The organism is Citrobacter sp. TBCP-5362, from assembly GCF_005406305.1.
Taxonomy (GTDB): domain Bacteria; phylum Pseudomonadota; class Gammaproteobacteria; order Enterobacterales; family Enterobacteriaceae; genus Citrobacter_B; species Citrobacter_B koseri.
This window is the reverse complement of sequence record NZ_CP040234.1, coordinates 416,685-432,456: the sequence shown is the minus strand read 5'-3', so window position 1 is coordinate 432,456 and position 15,772 is coordinate 416,685. Positions and strand designations below refer to the sequence as shown.

At 50.6% G+C, this 15,772-nt stretch carries 27 protein-coding genes; 1 reads left to right on the top strand and 26 read right to left on the bottom strand.

What is annotated here, in order from left to right; translation table 11 throughout:
- Nucleotides 1–27: 27 nt before the first annotated feature.
- From secY to rpsJ, 22 genes are all read right to left on the bottom strand, one after another.
- Nucleotides 28–1,359, bottom strand: a complete 1,332-nt coding sequence (gene secY / locus FD428_RS02055) for a preprotein translocase subunit SecY (protein WP_001118864.1) — start codon at nt 1,357–1,359, stop codon at nt 28–30.
- A 7-nt stretch (nt 1,360–1,366) separates the two neighbouring features.
- Nucleotides 1,367–1,801 carry a 50S ribosomal protein L15 gene (gene rplO / locus FD428_RS02050; RefSeq protein ID WP_001238917.1) on the bottom strand — a complete coding sequence of 145 codons (435 nt, stop codon included), beginning with the start codon at nt 1,799–1,801 and terminating at the stop codon, nt 1,367–1,369.
- A 3-nt stretch (nt 1,802–1,804) separates the two neighbouring features.
- Complete coding sequence (gene rpmD / locus FD428_RS02045) at nt 1,805–1,984, bottom strand: 50S ribosomal protein L30 (protein ID WP_001140434.1); 180 nt, start codon at nt 1,982–1,984, stop codon at nt 1,805–1,807.
- Between the two features lie 3 nt (nt 1,985–1,987).
- Nucleotides 1,988–2,491, bottom strand: coding sequence for a 30S ribosomal protein S5 (gene rpsE / locus FD428_RS02040; protein WP_000940121.1), 504 nt, complete (start codon nt 2,489–2,491; stop codon nt 1,988–1,990).
- A 14-nt stretch (nt 2,492–2,505) separates the two neighbouring features.
- Complete coding sequence (gene rplR, locus FD428_RS02035; RefSeq protein WP_000358960.1) at nt 2,506–2,859, bottom strand: 50S ribosomal protein L18; 354 nt, start codon at nt 2,857–2,859, stop codon at nt 2,506–2,508.
- 9 nt (nt 2,860–2,868) lie between these two features.
- Nucleotides 2,869–3,402 carry a 50S ribosomal protein L6 gene (rplF, locus tag FD428_RS02030; protein ID WP_012135817.1) on the bottom strand — a complete coding sequence of 178 codons (534 nt, stop codon included), beginning with the start codon at nt 3,400–3,402 and terminating at the stop codon, nt 2,869–2,871.
- A gap of 12 nt (nt 3,403–3,414) precedes the next feature.
- On the bottom strand, nt 3,415–3,807 hold the full coding sequence (gene rpsH / locus FD428_RS02025) for a 30S ribosomal protein S8 (protein ID WP_000062611.1): 393 nt from the start codon (nt 3,805–3,807) through the stop codon (nt 3,415–3,417).
- Nucleotides 3,808–3,840: 33 nt separating this feature from the next.
- Entirely contained in the window at nt 3,841–4,146 is a 306-nt protein-coding gene (gene rpsN, locus FD428_RS02020) for a 30S ribosomal protein S14 (RefSeq protein ID WP_012135425.1), read from the bottom strand.
- Nucleotides 4,147–4,160: 14 nt separating this feature from the next.
- Nucleotides 4,161–4,700 carry a 50S ribosomal protein L5 gene (gene rplE, locus FD428_RS02015; RefSeq protein WP_007702494.1) on the bottom strand — a complete coding sequence of 180 codons (540 nt, stop codon included), beginning with the start codon at nt 4,698–4,700 and terminating at the stop codon, nt 4,161–4,163.
- Nucleotides 4,701–4,714: 14 nt separating this feature from the next.
- On the bottom strand, nt 4,715–5,029 hold the full coding sequence (gene rplX / locus FD428_RS02010) for a 50S ribosomal protein L24 (protein WP_012135426.1): 315 nt from the start codon (nt 5,027–5,029) through the stop codon (nt 4,715–4,717).
- Between the two features lie 10 nt (nt 5,030–5,039).
- A complete protein-coding gene (gene rplN, locus FD428_RS02005) occupies nt 5,040–5,411 on the bottom strand; it encodes a 50S ribosomal protein L14 (protein ID WP_002919748.1) in 372 nt (123 codons plus the stop codon).
- A gap of 163 nt (nt 5,412–5,574) precedes the next feature.
- The gene (gene rpsQ, locus FD428_RS02000) at nt 5,575–5,829 is read right to left on the bottom strand and encodes a 30S ribosomal protein S17 (RefSeq protein WP_003031120.1); all 255 of its coding nucleotides are present in this window, start codon (nt 5,827–5,829) and stop codon (nt 5,575–5,577) included.
- Nucleotides 5,829–6,020 (bottom strand): 50S ribosomal protein L29, encoded by a 192-nt coding sequence (rpmC, locus tag FD428_RS01995; RefSeq protein ID WP_000644742.1) that lies wholly within the window; start codon nt 6,018–6,020, stop codon nt 5,829–5,831. The genes rpsQ and rpmC overlap by 1 nt, the downstream gene beginning before the upstream one ends.
- Nucleotides 6,020–6,430 (bottom strand): 50S ribosomal protein L16, encoded by a 411-nt coding sequence (gene rplP, locus FD428_RS01990; protein ID WP_000941212.1) that lies wholly within the window; start codon nt 6,428–6,430, stop codon nt 6,020–6,022. Before rplP ends, rpmC begins: the two co-directional genes overlap by 1 nt.
- A gap of 12 nt (nt 6,431–6,442) precedes the next feature.
- On the bottom strand, nt 6,443–7,144 hold the full coding sequence (rpsC, locus tag FD428_RS01985) for a 30S ribosomal protein S3 (RefSeq protein ID WP_000529945.1): 702 nt from the start codon (nt 7,142–7,144) through the stop codon (nt 6,443–6,445).
- Nucleotides 7,145–7,161: 17 nt separating this feature from the next.
- A complete protein-coding gene (gene rplV / locus FD428_RS01980) occupies nt 7,162–7,494 on the bottom strand; it encodes a 50S ribosomal protein L22 (RefSeq protein ID WP_000447529.1) in 333 nt (110 codons plus the stop codon).
- A gap of 14 nt (nt 7,495–7,508) precedes the next feature.
- Nucleotides 7,509–7,787 carry a 30S ribosomal protein S19 gene (gene rpsS / locus FD428_RS01975; protein ID WP_001138117.1) on the bottom strand — a complete coding sequence of 93 codons (279 nt, stop codon included), beginning with the start codon at nt 7,785–7,787 and terminating at the stop codon, nt 7,509–7,511.
- A 16-nt stretch (nt 7,788–7,803) separates the two neighbouring features.
- Nucleotides 7,804–8,625: a 50S ribosomal protein L2 gene (gene rplB / locus FD428_RS01970; protein ID WP_000301864.1), complete on the bottom strand. Its 822-nt coding sequence runs from the start codon at nt 8,623–8,625 to the stop codon at nt 7,804–7,806.
- Nucleotides 8,626–8,642: 17 nt separating this feature from the next.
- Complete coding sequence (rplW, locus tag FD428_RS01965; protein ID WP_000617546.1) at nt 8,643–8,945, bottom strand: 50S ribosomal protein L23; 303 nt, start codon at nt 8,943–8,945, stop codon at nt 8,643–8,645.
- Nucleotides 8,942–9,547, bottom strand: coding sequence for a 50S ribosomal protein L4 (gene rplD, locus FD428_RS01960; protein WP_000424395.1), 606 nt, complete (start codon nt 9,545–9,547; stop codon nt 8,942–8,944). Before rplD ends, rplW begins: the two co-directional genes overlap by 4 nt.
- A gap of 10 nt (nt 9,548–9,557) precedes the next feature.
- Entirely contained in the window at nt 9,558–10,187 is a 630-nt protein-coding gene (rplC, locus tag FD428_RS01955; RefSeq protein WP_000579837.1) for a 50S ribosomal protein L3, read from the bottom strand.
- A gap of 32 nt (nt 10,188–10,219) precedes the next feature.
- Nucleotides 10,220–10,531: a 30S ribosomal protein S10 gene (gene rpsJ, locus FD428_RS01950; RefSeq protein ID WP_001181005.1), complete on the bottom strand. Its 312-nt coding sequence runs from the start codon at nt 10,529–10,531 to the stop codon at nt 10,220–10,222.
- Between the two features lie 379 nt (nt 10,532–10,910).
- Here rpsJ and FD428_RS01945 point away from each other — a divergent pair, with 379 nt between their 5' ends.
- Complete coding sequence (locus tag FD428_RS01945) at nt 10,911–11,378, top strand: A24 family peptidase (RefSeq protein WP_114848822.1); 468 nt, start codon at nt 10,911–10,913, stop codon at nt 11,376–11,378.
- On the opposite strand, the gene bfr is transcribed toward FD428_RS01945, so the two are convergent.
- The 4 genes from bfr to fusA all read right to left on the bottom strand — a co-directional run bounded on the left by bfr (nt 11,375) and on the right by fusA (nt 15,684).
- Nucleotides 11,375–11,851, bottom strand: a complete 477-nt coding sequence (bfr, locus tag FD428_RS01940; protein WP_012135432.1) for a bacterioferritin — start codon at nt 11,849–11,851, stop codon at nt 11,375–11,377. The genes FD428_RS01945 and bfr overlap by 4 nt on opposite strands.
- Nucleotides 11,852–11,922: 71 nt before the next feature.
- On the bottom strand, nt 11,923–12,117 hold the full coding sequence (gene bfd, locus FD428_RS01935; protein WP_012135433.1) for a bacterioferritin-associated ferredoxin: 195 nt from the start codon (nt 12,115–12,117) through the stop codon (nt 11,923–11,925).
- A 197-nt stretch (nt 12,118–12,314) separates the two neighbouring features.
- The gene (gene tuf, locus FD428_RS01930) at nt 12,315–13,499 is read right to left on the bottom strand and encodes an elongation factor Tu (RefSeq protein WP_024131004.1); all 1,185 of its coding nucleotides are present in this window, start codon (nt 13,497–13,499) and stop codon (nt 12,315–12,317) included.
- 70 nt (nt 13,500–13,569) lie between these two features.
- Nucleotides 13,570–15,684: an elongation factor G gene (gene fusA, locus FD428_RS01925; protein ID WP_012135435.1), complete on the bottom strand. Its 2,115-nt coding sequence runs from the start codon at nt 15,682–15,684 to the stop codon at nt 13,570–13,572.
- Nucleotides 15,685–15,772: the final 88 nt, after the last annotated feature.

Below are 15,772 nucleotides of genomic sequence, written 5' to 3'. Positions count from 1 at the left end.
ACTCTCCGTAACTTCTCGGGCGACCAATTAACGGCCGTAGCCTTTCAGGTTCGCCTTCTTCAATGCAGACTCATACTGACTGGACATCATCAGAGTTTGCACTTGAGCCATAAAGTCCATAATCACGACGACAACGATAAGCAGTGAGGTCCCACCAAAGTAGAACGGTACTTTCATTGCATCACGCATGAACTCCGGGATCAGGCAGATAAAGGTAATGTAAAGCGCACCAACCAAAGTCAGGCGGGTCATTACTTTATCGATATACTTCGCCGTTTGCTCTCCCGGACGAATTCCTGGTACAAATGCACCGGACTTCTTCAGGTTATCTGCTGTTTCACGCGGGTTGAAAACCAACGCCGTGTAGAAGAAACAGAAGAAGATGATTGCAGACGCATAGAGTAACACATAAAGCGGTTGCCCAGGCTGCAAATACAGCGAAATTGTTGTCAGCCAGTTCCAACCAGTACCGCCCCCGAACCATGACGCGATGGTTGCCGGGAACAGAATAATACTGGAAGCGAAAATTGCCGGGATTACCCCCGCCATATTCACTTTCAGCGGTAAATGTGTGCTCTGTGCAGCATAGACACGACGACCCTGCTGACGTTTTGCGTAGTTTACCACAATGCGGCGTTGACCACGCTCAACAAATACAACAAAGAACGTCACTGCAAATACTAATACTGCAACCAACAGCAACACGAGGAAGTGCAGGTCGCCTTGACGCGCTTGCTCGATAGTATGGGCAATGGCTGGCGGGAGTCCCGCGACAATACCGGCGAAGATAATGATTGAGATACCGTTGCCGATACCACGTTCAGTAATCTGTTCGCCCAACCACATCAGGAACATGGTTCCTGTAACCAGACTTACAACAGCGGTGAAATAGAATGCAAAGCCCGGATTCATTACCAGGCCTTGCATACCAGGCATATTCGGCAGACCGGTAGCAATACCGATCGACTGGAATATCGCCAGCACCAGAGTACCGTAGCGGGTGTACTGGCTGATCTTACGACGACCAGACTCCCCTTCTTTCTTAATTTCTGCCAGCGTTGGGTGAACCACCGTCAACAGCTGGATAATAATCGACGCCGAAATATACGGCATGATACCCAGAGCAAAGATAGAAGCACGGCTGAGTGCACCACCAGAGAACATGTTAAACATTTCAATGATGGTGCCTCGCTGTTGCTCAAGCAGTTTGGCAAGTACAGCGGCATCAATACCAGGGATCGGAATAAAAGAGCCAATACGGAACACAATCAGCGCGCCGATAACAAACAGCAGTCTGCGTTTCAGCTCGCCTAAGCCACCTTTGGCGCTTTGAAAATCTAATCCCGGTTGTTTAGCCATCTGCTACTTATTCCTCGATTTTACCGCCAGCAGCTTCGATAGCAGCACGAGCGCCTTTAGTAACACGCAGGCCACGAACAGTTACCGGAGTAGTGACTTCACCAGCCAGGATCACTTTCGCGAACTCGATCTGGATACCGATAATGTTAGCCGCTTTCAGCGTGTTCAGGTCTACTACGCCGCCTTCTACTTTAGCCAGGTCAGACAGACGAACTTCGGCTGTAATCGCTGCTTTGCGAGAAGTGAAGCCGAATTTCGGCAGACGACGGTACAGAGGCATCTGACCACCCTCGAAACCGCGACGTACGCCACCGCCAGAACGAGACTTCTGACCTTTGTGACCACGACCACCGGTTTTACCGAGGCCAGAACCGATACCACGACCCAGGCGTTTACCCGCCTTTTTGGAGCCTTCGGCCGGAGACAGAGTATTTAAACGCATCTCTTACTCCTCAACTTTAACCATGAAGGAAACCGCGTTGACCATACCACGAACAGCAGGAGTATCCTCGCGCTCTACGGTGTGACCAATACGACGCAGACCCAGGCCAAGCAGCGTTGCCTTGTGTTTCGGCAGACGACCGATTGCACTGCGGGTTTGAGTAATTTTAATAGTCTTTGCCATGGTTTATTTCCCCAGAATTTCTTCAACGGATTTACCACGCTTGGCAGCGACCATTTCTGGAGAATTCATATTTTCCAGGCCATCAATAGTTGCACGAACCACGTTGATCGGGTTGGTGGAACCATATGCTTTAGCCAGAACGTTATGAACCCCAGCAACTTCCAGAACGGCGCGCATTGCACCACCGGCGATGATACCGGTACCTTCGGAAGCTGGCTGCATGAATACACGAGAACCCGTGTGAACACCTTTAACCGGGTGTTGCAGGGTGCCGTTGTTCAGCGCGACGTTAATCATATTGCGACGGGCTTTTTCCATCGCTTTCTGGATCGCTGCTGGAACTTCACGCGCTTTACCGTAACCAAAACCAACGCGACCGTTACCATCGCCAACTACAGTCAGAGCTGTGAAGGAGAAAATACGACCACCTTTAACGGTTTTAGATACGCGGTTTACCGCGATCAGCTTTTCCTGCAGTTCGCCAGCTTGTTTTTCGATGTGAGCCATCTTACACCTCTACCTTAGAACTGAAGGCCAGCTTCACGGGCAGCATCTGCCAGTGCCTGGACACGACCATGATATTGGAACCCGGAACGGTCAAAGGACACATCTTTGATGCCTTTTTCCAGAGCGCGTTCAGCGACAGCTTTACCCACAGCTGCAGCCGCGTCTTTGTTACCGGTGTACTTCAGTTGTTCAGCGATAGCTTTTTCTACAGTAGAAGCAGCTACCAGAACTTCAGAACCGTTCGGTGCAATTACCTGTGCGTAAATGTGACGCGGGGTACGATGTACCACCAGGCGAGTTGCGCCCAGCTCCTGGAGCTTGCGGCGTGCGCGGGTCGCACGACGGATACGAGCAGATTTCTTATCCATAGTGTTACCTTACTTCTTCTTAGCCTCTTTGGTACGCACGACTTCGTCGGCGTAACGAACACCCTTGCCTTTGTAAGGCTCAGGACGACGGTAGGCGCGCAGATCTGCTGCAACCTGACCGATCACCTGCTTATCAGCGCCTTTCAGCACGATTTCAGTCTGAGTCGGACATTCTGCAGTAATACCTGCTGGCAGCTGGTGGTCAACCGGGTGAGAGAAACCTAAGGACAGGTTTACTACATTCCCTTTAACCGCTGCACGATAACCTACACCAACCAGCTGCAGCTTCTTAGTGAAGCCTTCGGTAACACCGATAACCATTGAGTTCAGCAGGGCACGCGCGGTACCAGCCTGAGCCCAACCGTCTACGTAACCATCACGCGGACCGAAGGTCAGTGCATTATCTGCATGTTTAACTTCAACAGCATCGTTGAGAGTACGAGTCAGCTCGCCGTTTTTACCTTTGATCGTAATAACCTGACCGTTGATTTTTACATCAACGCCGGCAGGAACAACGACCGGTGCTTTAGCAACACGAGACATTTTTTCCTCCGATTAGGCTACGTAGCAGATAATTTCGCCACCAAGACCAGCCTGGCGCGCTGCACGATCAGTCATAACACCTTTAGAGGTAGAAACAACTGCGATACCCAGACCCGCCATAACTTTCGGCAGCTCATCTTTACGTTTGTAGATGCGCAGACCTGGGCGGCTGACACGCTGAATGCTTTCTACAACAGCTTTACCCTGGAAATACTTAAGAGTCAGTTCCAGTTCCGGCTTGGTGTCGCCTTCAACTTTAAAATCTTCGATAAAACCTTCTTCCTTCAGCACGTTGGCAATTGCCACTTTCAGCTTGGAGGAAGGCATGGTGACCGCAGCTTTGTTCGCGGCCTGACCGTTACGGATACGGGTCAGCATATCCGCGATCGGATCTTGCATGCTCATCTGTCTTTACTCCCGTGATTCAATTGGTGACAATTACCAGCTAGCCTTTTTCAAGCCTGGTACTTCACCGCGCATAGCGGCTTCACGTAACTTGATACGGCTCAACCCGAACTTGCCCACATAACCATGTGGACGACCTGTTTGACGGCAGCGGTTACGCTGACGAGACGGGCTGGAATCACGCGGCAGAGTCTGCAGCTTAAGAACAGCGTTCCAACGATCTTCGTCGGAAGCGTTCACATCAGAGATGATCGCTTTCAGTTCAGCGCGTTTCGCGAAGTATTTATCAGCTAAAGCTACGCGTTTTACTTCGCGTGCTTTCATTGATTGCTTAGCCATTCAGTAACCCTACCTTACTTGCGGAACGGGAAGTCAAAGGCAGCCAGCAGAGCACGGCCTTCTTCGTCAGATTTCGCAGTAGTGGTAATGGTAATATCCAAACCACGAACGCGGTCGACTTTATCGTAGTCGATTTCTGGGAAGATGATCTGCTCACGGACACCCATGCTGTAGTTACCACGACCGTCGAAAGACTTAGCGGACAGGCCACGGAAGTCACGGATACGCGGTACAGCAATAGTGATCAGGCGCTCAAAGAACTCCCACATGCGTTCGCCACGCAGAGTTACTTTACAGCCGATCGGATAGCCCTGACGGATTTTGAAGCCTGCAACAGATTTGCGTGCTTTGGTGATCAACGGTTTTTGACCGGAGATTGCTGCCAGGTCAGCTGCTGCGTTATCCAGCAGTTTCTTGTCAGCGATCGCTTCACCAACACCCATGTTCAGGGTGATCTTCTCGACCCGAGGGACTTGCATGACAGAATTGTAGTTAAACTCAGTCATGAGTTTATTAACTACTTCGTCTTTGTAGTAATCATGCAGTTTCGCCATCGTACTACTCCAAATTACTTGATAGTTTCGCTGTTAGATTTGAAGAAACGGACTTTTTTACCGTCTTCGAATCTAAAGCCTACACGGTCAGCCTTACCGGTTGCCGCATTGAAGATTGCAATGTTGGAAACCTGAATAGCGGCTTCTTTTTCAACGATGCCACCCGGTTGGTTCAGAGCCGGAACCGGCTTCTGGTGTTTCTTAACCAGGTTGATACCTTCAACAATGACCTTGCCGGAAGACAGGACATTCTTAACTTTACCGCGTTTACCTTTATCTTTACCGGTTAACACGATAACTTCGTCATCACGACGGATTTTCGCTGCCATGATTCGCTCCTTAGAGTACTTCTGGTGCCAGAGAGATAATTTTCATGAACTTCTCGGTACGAAGCTCACGAGTTACCGGCCCAAAAATACGCGTACCGATAGGCTGCTCGCTGTTATTGTTCAGAATAACGCATGCATTACCATCGAAGCGAATGACAGAACCGTCCGGGCGACGAACACCCTTCTTGGTGCGCACCACTACCGCCTTCAGCACATCACCTTTTTTGACCTTACCACGCGGAATTGCTTCTTTGATGGTGATCTTGATGATGTCGCCTACGCCTGCGTAGCGACGGTGCGAGCCACCCAGAACCTTGATACACATTACGCGACGTGCACCGGAGTTGTCGGCGACGTTCAGCATAGTCTGTTCTTGGATCATTTTAGTGCTCCGCTAATGTCAACTACTACTGAGACCCGAAAATCAGGTCGTTAAAAAAGCCCCATATCGGGGGCGCGGCATTATAACACCGCTTCAACGATATGGGTAGAAAAAATAAACGGCCCATCGCTGAGCCGTTTATTCGTTGAGAATGGGTACTGTATTACAGAACCGCTTTCTCTACAACGCGAACCAGCGTCCAGGACTTAGTCTTGGACAGTGGGCGGCATTCGCGGATTTCAACCACGTCACCGGTACCACATTCGTTGTTCTCGTCATGTACGTGCAGTTTGGTCGTACGCTTGATGAATTTACCGTAGATCGGGTGTTTCACAAAACGTTCGATAGCAACAACAATGGATTTCTCCATTTTGTCGCTAACAACGCGACCTTGCAGAGTACGGATTTTATCGGTCATTACGCACCCGCCTTCTCAGTCAGTAAAGTCTTAACGCGTGCGACATCACGACGCACTTGCTTCAACAGGTGAGACTGTTGCAGCTGGCCACTTGCAGCCTGCATACGCAGGTTGAACTGCTCACGCAGCAGGTTCAGCAGCTCGGTGTTCAGCTCTTCAACACTCTTCTCACGCAGCTCTTTTGCTTTCATTACATCACCGTCTTAGTTACAAAGGTGGTTTTAATCGGCAGTTTCGCTGCTGCCAGCTTGAATGCTTCACGGGCCAGCTCTTCCGGTACGCCGTCCATTTCATACAGGACTTTACCCGGCTGAATCAAGGCAACCCAATACTCCACGTTACCTTTACCTTTACCCATACGCACTGCCAGCGGCTTTTCAGTGATCGGTTTGTCCGGGAATACACGGATCCAGATCTTACCTTGACGCTTAACTGCACGGGTCATAGCACGACGTGCTGCTTCGATCTGACGGGCAGTCAGACGACCACGGCCAACAGCTTTCAGACCGAAGCTGCCGAAGCTAACATCCGTACCCTGCGCCAGACCGCGGTTACGGCCTTTGTGCATTTTACGGAATTTTGTACGCTTTGGTTGTAACATCAGCGACGCTCCTTATTTACGGCCTTTACGCTGCTGCTTTTTCGGTTGAGCAGCCGGTTTTTCCGGTTGTTCAACAGCAGCCATACCACCCAGGATCTCGCCTTTGAAGATCCACACTTTAACGCCGATTACACCGTAAGTGGTGTGCGCTTCAGAGGTGTTGTAGTCGATGTCAGCACGCAGAGTGTGCAGCGGTACGCGACCTTCACGGTACCATTCGGTACGAGCGATTTCCGCGCCGCCCAGACGGCCGCTAACTTCAACTTTAATACCTTTAGCGCCCAGACGCATTGCGTTCTGTACAGCACGCTTCATAGCACGACGGAACATAACGCGACGTTCCAGCTGAGAAGTGATGCTGTCAGCAACCAATTTTGCGTCCAGTTCAGGCTTACGAACTTCGGCGATATTGATCTGTGCAGGAACGCCAGCGATATCCGCTACGACCTTACGCAGTTTTTCTACGTCTTCGCCTTTCTTACCGATAACGATACCCGGACGAGCAGTGTGAATAGTCACACGGATGCTCTTAGCCGGACGCTCGATAACGATACGAGATACGGACGCTTTAGCCAGTTCCTTCGTCAGGTACTGACGTACTTTAAAATCGCTGTCCAGGTTGTCAGCGAATTCTTTGGTGTTCGCAAACCAGGTAGAGTTCCATGGTTTTACAATACCCAGGCGAATACCATTAGGATGTACTTTCTGACCCATTGCTAGTCTCCAGAGTCTCAGCGATCGGACACAACCACAGTAATGTGGCTGGTGCGCTTCAGGATGCGATCTGCACGACCTTTTGCACGCGGCATAATGCGCTTCATGCTCGGGCCTTCGTCTACGAAAATTTTCGTAACTTTCAGATCGTCAATGTCAGCGCCATCGTTGTGTTCAGCGTTAGCAATGGCAGATTCCAGGACTTTCTTGACCAGTACAGCCGCTTTCTTGTTGGTGTAGGTCAAAATATCCAGAGCCTGCGACACTTTCTTACCGCGAATCAGGTCAGCAACAAGGCGAACCTTCTGAGCAGAAGAACGAGCATGGCGATGTTTAGCGATAGTTTCCATCTCTTCCTCCTACCTTATTTCTTCTTCGCTTTTTTATCAGCAGCGTGGCCGCGATAAGTACGAGTCGGTGCGAATTCACCCAGTTTGTGACCGACCATTTCATCGGTTACAAATACCGGAACGTGCTGACGACCATTATGGACAGCGATGGTCAAACCGATCATGTTAGGAAAGATCGTTGAACGACGGGACCAAGTGCGCAGGGGCTTCTTGTCTCCGCTTTCCACCGCTTTCTCTACCTTCTTCAGCAAGTGCAGGTCAATAAAAGGACCTTTCTTGAGAGAACGTGGCATGGCTTATCCTCTAAAATTATTTGCTACGGCGACGTACGATGAATTTATCAGTACGCTTGTTGCTGCGGGTCTTCTTACCTTTGGTCTGAACGCCCCACGGAGTTACCGGGTGCTTACCAAAGTTACGACCTTCACCACCACCATGTGGGTGGTCTACTGGGTTCATCGCGGTACCGCGAACGGTCGGACGAACACCACGCCAGCGTGCAGCACCTGCTTTACCCAGAACGCGCAGCATATGCTCAGCATTGCCAACTTCGCCCAGAGTTGCACGGCAGTCTGCTTCGACTTTACGCATTTCACCAGAACGCAGACGCAGGGTGACATAAGCACCATCGCGCGCAACGATCTGAACGTAAGTACCAGCGGAACGTGCCAGCTGACCGCCTTTACCTGGTTTCATTTCTACGTTATGAACGGTAGAACCAACCGGGATGTTGCGCATCGGCAGGGTGTTGCCTGGTTTGATTGCAGCATCAACGCCAGATTGAATCTGGTCGCCAGCTTTCAGGCCTTTAGGGGCCAGGATGTAACGGCGCTCACCGTCTTTGTACAGAACCAGCGCGATGTTCGCGGAACGGTTCGGATCGTACTCAAGACGTTCAACAACTGCCGGGATACCATCTTTGTTGCGTTTGAAGTCAACAATACGGTATGCCTGCTTGTGGCCACCACCGATATGACGAGTGGTGATACGGCCATTGTTGTTACGACCACCGGATTTGCTGTTTTTTTCCAGCAACGGAGCAAAAGGTTTGCCCTTGTGCAGCTCAGGGTTAACCACTTTAACTACGTGGCGACGACCCGGAGATGTCGGTTTACATTTAACAACTGCCATTGTATTACTCCTCCGACTTACTCAGCGCCGCCAACGAAGTCCAGATTCTGGCCTTCTTTCAGGGTGACGTAAGCTTTTTTCCAGTCGCTACGACGACCGATACGCTGTCCGTGACGTTTAACTTTCCCTTTAACAACCAGGGTGTTAACGACTTCGACTTCGACTTCAAACAGTTTCTGCACAGCAGCTTTGATTTCTGCTTTGGTCGCGTCTTTAGCAACTTTGAGAACGATGGTGTTGGTTTTTTCCATCGCAGTAGACGCTTTTTCAGAAACGTGCGGTGCGCGCAGCACCTTCAGCAGACGTTCTTCACGAATCATGCCAGCATCTCCTCAACTTGCTTAACAGCATCAGCAGTCATTACGACTTTGTCGAAGGCGATCAGGCTAACCGGGTCGATACCAGTTGCATCGCGTACGTCAACCTTGTGCAGGTTGCGCGCAGCCAGGAACAGGTTCTCGTCCAGCTCACCGGTGATGATCAGCACATCTTCCAGAGCCATGTCTTTCAGTTTCTGAGCCAGCAGCTTAGTTTTAGGCGCTTCTACAGAGAACTTCTCGACAACGATCAGACGATCCTGACGTACCAGTTCGGACAGAATGCTTTTCAGCGCGCCGCGGTACATCTTCTTGTTAACTTTTTGACTGTGGTCCTGCGGACGTGCAGCGAAGGTCACGCCACCAGAACGCCAGATCGGGCTCTTGATAGAACCAGAACGCGCACGGCCGGTACCTTTCTGGCGCCACGGTTTTTTACCGGAACCAGTTACTTCAGCACGAGTCTTCTGAGCACGAGTGCCCTGACGAGCACCAGCTGCATAAGCAACAACAACCTGGTGAACCAGCGCTTCGTTGAAATCACGACCGAAGGTAGTTTCGGAAACAGTCAGCGCGCTCTGCGCGTCTTTCAATACTAATTCCATTGCTATCCCCTTACGCCTTCACAGCTGGTTTAACGATCAGGTCGCAACCGGTTGCACCCGGAACACCACCTTTAACCAGCAGCAGGTTGCGCTCAGCGTCAACACGTACTACGTCCAGGCTCTGAACGGTTACACGTTCGTTACCCAGCTGACCTGCCATTTTCTTGCCTTTGAACACTTTGCCCGGAGTCTGGTTCTGACCGATAGAACCCGGAACGCGGTGAGACAAGGAGTTACCGTGAGTAGCGTCCTGGGTACGGAAGTTCCAGCGCTTAACGGTACCTGCGAAACCTTTACCTTTAGAGGTGCCAGTTACGTCAACTTTTTTAACGTCAGCAAACAGTTCAACGCTAATGCTCTGACCAACGGTGTATTCTTCACCCTCTGCCAGACGGAACTCCCACAGGCCGCGGCCAGCTTCTACGCCAGCTTTAGCAAAGTGGCCAGCTTCCGGCTTGGTTACACGGTTAGCTTTTTTAGCACCAGTGGTAACCTGAACAGCGCGGTAGCCATCGTTAGCCAGATCTTTAACCTGAGTAACGCGGTTTGCTTCAACTTCGATTACGGTTACTGGGATAGAGACGCCATCTTCAGTGAAGATGCGGGTCATACCCACTTTTTTACCGACTAAACCAATCATTGTTTCAACCTCTCAATCGCTCGATGACCTGATTAACCCAGGCTGATCTGCACGTCTACACCGGCAGCCAGGTCCAGACGCATCAGAGCATCAACGGTTTTCTCGGTTGGCTCAACGATGTCAACCAGACGCTTGTGAGTGCGAATTTCGTACTGATCGCGCGCGTCTTTGTTAACGTGCGGGGAGATCAGAACGGTAAAGCGCTCTTTGCGGGTCGGCAGCGGGATCGGACCACGGACTTGCGCACCAGTGCGCTTAGCAGTCTCGACGATTTCCGCGGTTGATTGATCGATCAGACGATGATCAAACGCTTTCAGGCGGATACGGATTCTTTGGTTCTGCATGAGACCAGAGCTCCAATTATTTTATAAACGAAAATGATTACTCCTCGTGCCCATTACGATTGATGGGAGAGTGTAACCGTTCTTACGTAGCTCCCCGATTGGGAGCATTGTTAGATAACCAAATCGGCTACCTAAGGTTCAGATCGAACCTGCCGTCAACTAAGACAAGCCCGCGCATTATACGCAAATCTCAGCCTGACGCAAGTGCCGCGTAGATATTAATCATTTCGTCTGTAATGCGAGCAACTTCGCACACGCGTTGTGCCGTTTTTGTTTTGCGCATTTTCTTCGGAATACACTGCGCAACATCATCATTCCTCCGTTGCGAGGAAAATGAGTTTCACGGATGGTGAGCGCAACGTTTAATGAGGATGACATGATGCAACCCGACCTCCCCTTCCTGATTATCTACCTCTTATTATCTGCGCTATCCGGGATATATGACGCGCGAACAGGACTCTTACCCGATCGGTTTACCTGTCCCTTGCTCTGGAGCGGCCTGCTTTATTACCTGTGCTGTTTACCTGACCATTTGCCAGATGCGCTTTGGGGCGCCATTGCGGGTTACGGCGGGTTCGCCCTTCTCTATTGGGGATATCGACTGCTGTATCGCAAAGAGGGGCTCGGGTACGGCGATATCAAATTTCTTGCCGCGCTTGGCGCCTGGAATCGTTGGGAGTCATTGCCCCTGCTGGTCTTTCTGGCCGCACTTATTGCCAGCATTAACGTGATGGCGATGTACGTAATAAACGGGAAAGACGCATTAAAAAACCCGCTGCCGTTCGGGCCATTTCTGGCGGCTGCGGGTTTTATCATTGGCTGGAAAACACTGCTGTCGGGGAGTTAATCGTCCACTTTAATCTGCGATTGCAGGTAATTCTGTAGACCAATTTTTGCAATCAGATCCAGCTCCGTCTCAAGCCAGTCGATATGCCCTTCTTCATCTGTCAGGATCTCAATCATCATGTCCCGGCTAACGTAATCATGAACGCTGTCGGCGTAGGCTATGGCTTCACGTAGATCCTTCGCTCCTTCCAGTTCCAGACGGAGATCTGACTGCAACATCTCTTCGACATCTTCACCAATGCCCAGCTTGCCAAGATCCTGCAAGTTTGGGATACCCTCAAGAAATAAAATACGCTCGATATATTTATCAGCGTGTTTCATTTCATCGATGGATTCATGGTATTCGACGTCATTCAGACGAGTGAGCCCCCAGTTTTTAAACATACGGGCATGGAGAAAGTACTGATTGATTGCGACAAGCTCATTTCCCAATAGTTTATTGAGATAATTTATGATTTTAACATCACCTTTCATTTTATAGTCCCTCCGCTTCCACTCTTAGAGCGTAGATGGGGCTACAAGGATGTCAAAAAAAAGAATGTGACTCAGGCGATTTCTTTAAACTCCGGCATTTGCATTAACTCATCCTGCATCACTTCACGCGCCGCCCGGACGCATTTACCGCATTGATTTCCAACAGGAATAAACTTACGTAATTGTTGGAAAGATTGAGGGTGAAACTGACGAACAGCCTGACGAATTTTTTTATCACTTACACCATTACACAAACAAACGTACATGATCGCTCCCGTTCAATTTCTGCGCAAAGTGTAAATGAGAATAGTTATGATTACAATAGCACAAATACGTTTGTGTGCAGGGAGAGGAATAAAAAATGCGACTAAATATGACACTCTTTATATAGCAGGTAGATATGACAGACAGCAAAAAGGGCGCCGAAGCGCCCTTTTTAAGTGCAGAACTAATTATTAAATAATTAGCTCATTACTTTAGCAACAACGCCCGCGCCAACGGTACGGCCGCCTTCACGGATTGCGAAACGCAGACCGTCGTCCATCGCGATCGGGTGGATCAGGGTAACAACCATTTTGATGTTGTCGCCCGGCATTACCATCTCTACGCCTTCCGGCAGTTCGATGGTGCCAGTCACGTCAGTTGTACGGAAGTAGAACTGCGGACGGTAGCCTTTGAAGAACGGAGTATGACGGCCGCCTTCGTCTTTGGACAGGATATAAACTTCAGATTCGAACTTGGTGTGCGGCTTGATGGAACCCGGCTTAGCCAGTACCTGACCACGTTCGATTTCTTCACGTTTGATACCACGCAGCAGAACACCTACGTTCTCACCAGCACGGCCTTCGTCCAGCAGTTTGCGGAACATTTCAACGCCAGTACAGGTAGACTTCGCAGTCTCTTTGATACCAACGATTTCAACTTCTTCGCCCACTTTGATGATACCGCGCTCTACACGACCGGTAACAACGGTACCACGACCGGAGATGGAGAATACGTCTTCAATCGGCAGCAGGAACGGCTTGTCAATCGCACGCTCTGGTTCCGGGATGTAAGAATCCAGGTAGCCAGCCAGTTCGATGATTTTCGCTTCCCACTCAGCTTCGCCTTCCAGCGCTTTCAGAGCAGAACCACGAACGATCGGCGTGTCGTCGCCCGGGAAATCGTACTGAGACAGCAGTTCACGCACTTCCATCTCAACCAGTTCCAGCAGCTCTTCGTCATCAACCATGTCGCATTTGTTCAGGAACACGATGATGTACGGAACGCCTACCTGACGACCCAGCAGGATGTGCTCACGGGTCTGCGGCATCGGGCCGTCAGTCGCAGCAACAACCAGGATCGCGCCGTCCATCTGCGCAGCACCGGTGATCATGTTTTTAACATAGTCGGCGTGGCCCGGGCAGTCTACGTGCGCGTAGTGGCGAGTCGGGGTGTCGTATTCAACGTGAGAAGTGTTGATGGTGATACCACGAGCTTTTTCTTCCGGCGCGTTATCGATCTGGTCGAATGCACGAGCAGCACCGCCGTAGGTTTTAGCCAGTACGGTAGTGATTGCAGCAGTCAGAGTAGTTTTACCATGGTCAACGTGGCCGATGGTGCCGACGTTAACGTGCGGTTTTGTACGTTCAAATTTTTCTTTAGACACGGCTATATTCCTTACTATAGTGCTCTCCCCTTCAGGAGAGAGCACGGGACTTAGGTTTTAATCCTGTGGATTATTTACCACGGGCTTCAATAACGGCCTGAGCAACGTTGCTCGGTGCATCATCATACTTCAGGAATTCCATAGTGTATGATGCGCGACCTTTGGTCAGAGAACGCAGCTGAGTTGCATATCCGAACATTTCAGACAGCGGTACTTCAGCGTGGATCTTAACGCCAGTAACTTCGGATTCCTGACCGCGCAGCATACCGCGACGACGGCTCAAGTCACCAATTACGTCACCGGTGTTCTCTTCCGGCGTTTCTACCTCAACCTTCATGATCGGCTCAAGCAGAACAGGTTTCGCTTTCTTAAAGCCTTCTTTAAAGGCAATAGACGCAGCCAGTTTAAACGCCAGTTCAGAGGAGTCAACGTCATGGTAAGAACCGAAGTGCAGACGGATACCGATGTCAACAACCGGATAACCAGCCAGCGGGCCTGCTTTCAGCTGCTCCTGGATACCTTTATCAACGGCCGGGATGTATTCGCCAGGGATTACACCACCCTTGATGTCGTTGATGAACTCGTAGCCTTTCGGGTTGGAACCCGGCTCCAGCGGGTACATGTCGATAACAACATGACCGTACTGACCGCGACCACCAGACTGCTTGGCGTGTTTACCTTCGATATCGGTAACTTTCGAGCGAATCGCTTCGCGGTAAGCAACCTGAGGTTTACCGACGTTCGCTTCAACGTTGAATTCACGCTTCATACGGTCAACGATGATGTCGAGGTGCAGCTCACCCATACCGGCGATAATGGTCTGGTTAGATTCTTCGTCAGTCCATACGCGGAAAGACGGGTCTTCTTTAGCCAGACGGCCCAGAGCCAGACCCATTTTTTCCTGGTCAGCTTTGGTTTTCGGTTCTACTGCGATGGAGATTACCGGCTCAGGGAATTCCATACGTTCCAGAATGATCGGCGCGTCCGGGTCACACAGGGTGTCACCCGTAGTTACGTCTTTCAGACCGATAGCAGCAGCGATGTCGCCCGCGCGAACTTCTTTGATCTCTTCACGTTTGTTAGCGTGCATCTGAACGATACGACCGAAACGCTCACGTGCAGATTTCACGGAGTTCAGTACAGTATCACCAGAGTTAACCACACCAGAGTACACACGGAAGAAGGTCAGGTTACCCACGAACGGGTCGGTAGCGATTTTGAATGCCAGTGCAGAGAAAGGCTCATCATCGCTAGCATGACGCTCAGCCGGCGTATCTTTACCGTCGTCCAGGATACCGTTGATCGCAGGTACGTCAACCGGGGATGGCAGGTAATCAATTACCGCATCCAGCATCGCCTGAACACCTTTGTTCTTAAATGCAGAACCACAGGTTACCAGGATGATTTCGTTGCTCAGAACACGCTGACGCAGAGCTTTTTTGATCTCTTCTTCAGTCAGTTCTTCGCCACCCAGGTATTTTTCCATCAGCTCTTCAGAAGCTTCCGCAGCGGACTCGATCAGGTTCTGGTGCCATTCTTCAGCCAGTTCCTGCATGTCAGCCGGGATATCTTCGTAAGTGAAGGTAACGCCTGCATCTGCTTCGTTCCAGTTGATGGCTTTCATTTTCACCAGGTCAACAACACCGGTGAACGCTTCTTCAGCGCCAATCGCCAGTTGCAGCGGAACAGGGTTCGCGCCCAGACGGCTTTTGATCTGACCAACAACTTTCAGGAAGTTCGCACCCATACGGTCCATTTTGTTAACGAACGCAATGCGCGGAACTTTATATTTGTTTGCCTGACGCCATACGGTTTCAGACTGCGGCTGAACACCACCAACTGCGCAGTAAACCATTACTGCACCATCAAGAACACGCATGGAACGTTCTACTTCGATAGTGAAGTCAACGTGCCCCGGGGTGTCGATGATGTTTACGCGATGCGGTTCATACTGCTTAGCCATACCAGACCAGAATGCAGTAGTCGCTGCGGAGGTGATGGTAATACCACGCTCCTGCTCCTGCTCCATCCAGTCCATGGTAGCTGCGCCGTCATGAACTTCACCGATTTTATGGTTTACACCGGTGTAGAACAGAATACGTTCGGTAGTAGTGGTTTTACCGGCGTCGATGTGCGCACTGATACCGATGTTACGGTAGCGTGCGATGGGTGTTGTACGAGCCATTTGATTCCTCGTTTTATCTTCTAGGCGTTCAATTTAAGTAGCCCAAAGCGGGCTGCTTGCTGGAAGCGCCCGCCTGGTGACTAAAATT